The organism is Arthrobacter sp. Hiyo1 (assembly GCF_001263615.2).
In the GTDB taxonomy this organism is placed as follows: domain Bacteria; phylum Actinomycetota; class Actinomycetes; order Actinomycetales; family Micrococcaceae; genus Arthrobacter.
In genome coordinates, this window is record NZ_DF952469.1 from 334,086 (window position 1) to 335,289 (window position 1,204).

The following is a 1,204-nucleotide window of genomic DNA, read 5'->3' on the forward strand; positions in this document are numbered from 1 at the left end:
CCGCGGAGCTTGCCGTCACCCAGGAGTGCCATTTGGGAATCCGTGACTCGCTCCAGCAAGTAGCGGTCGTGGCTGACAACAACCAGCGTGCCGGGCCAGCCGTCCAGGACGTCTTCGACGGCGGCAAGCGTGTCGGTATCGAGGTCGTTGGTGGGTTCGTCGAGCATCAGGACGTTCGGTTCGCCCACAAGCAGACGCAGAAGTTGCAGGCGGCGCCGTTCGCCGCCGGAAAGGTCGGTGACGGGAGTCCACTGCTTTTCCTTCGTGAACCCGAGCTGCTCCACGAGCTGGCCGGCCGTGAATTCCTTGCCGCCCACGCTGAAGGAGCGCTTCTCACGTTCGATGACCTCGATCACGCGAAGGTCGGACACGTCATCGAGTTCCTTGACGTCCTGGCTGAGCACCGCCGTGACAACAGTCTTGCCGCGCTTGACCTTGCCTGAACTCGGCGTGATCTCGCCGTTAAGGAGCCTCAGGAGGGTGGACTTTCCGGCACCGTTGACGCCCACCAGCCCCAGCCGCTGCCCCGGAGCCAAGCGCAAGGTAACGTCGTCGAAGAGCTTCCGGCCGGCGTCGTCCCCCTTGAAGTCCAGGGAGACGCCTTCAAGGTCCAGCACGTCCTTGCCGAGGCGGGCGGTTGCCATCTTGCTGAGGGCCACCGAGTCGCGCGGATCAGGAACATCTGCGATCAGCTCGTTGGCGGCTTCGATGCGGAACTTGGGCTTGGACGTGCGCGCAGGGGCGCCCCGGCGCAGCCACGCCAGCTCCTTCTTGACCAGCTGTTGGCGCTTGCTTTCGACGACGGACGCCGTGCGGTCACGCTCGGCGCGGGCCAACACGTAGGCAGCGTAACCGCCGTCGAACGGGTCCACTATGGCGTCGTGCACTTCCCACGTCCGGTTGCAGACTTCGTCCAGGAACCAACGGTCGTGAGTCACCACAAGGAACGCGCCTTGGTTGGCGCGCCAGCGGGTCTTCAAGTGCCGGGAAAGCCAGGCGACGCCTTCCACATCGAGGTGGTTGGTTGGTTCGTCGAGCATGATGACGTCGTGGTCTTCGATGAGCAGCTTGGCCAGGGCGACCCTGCGCTTTTGTCCGCCGGAGAGGGCATGCACGTTGGCGTGCCAATCGACGTCGGCCACGAGGCCACCCATGATCTCGCGGATTTTGGGGTTCGCGGCCCATTCGTGGTCGGCTTGGTCGC

At 64.6% G+C, this 1,204-nt stretch carries 1 protein-coding gene; it reads right to left on the reverse strand.

The features are described from left to right. On the reverse strand, positions 1-1,204 hold a 1,204-nt coding region (locus tag AHiyo1_RS06060; protein ID WP_059387939.1), incomplete at both ends, for an ABC-F family ATP-binding cassette domain-containing protein.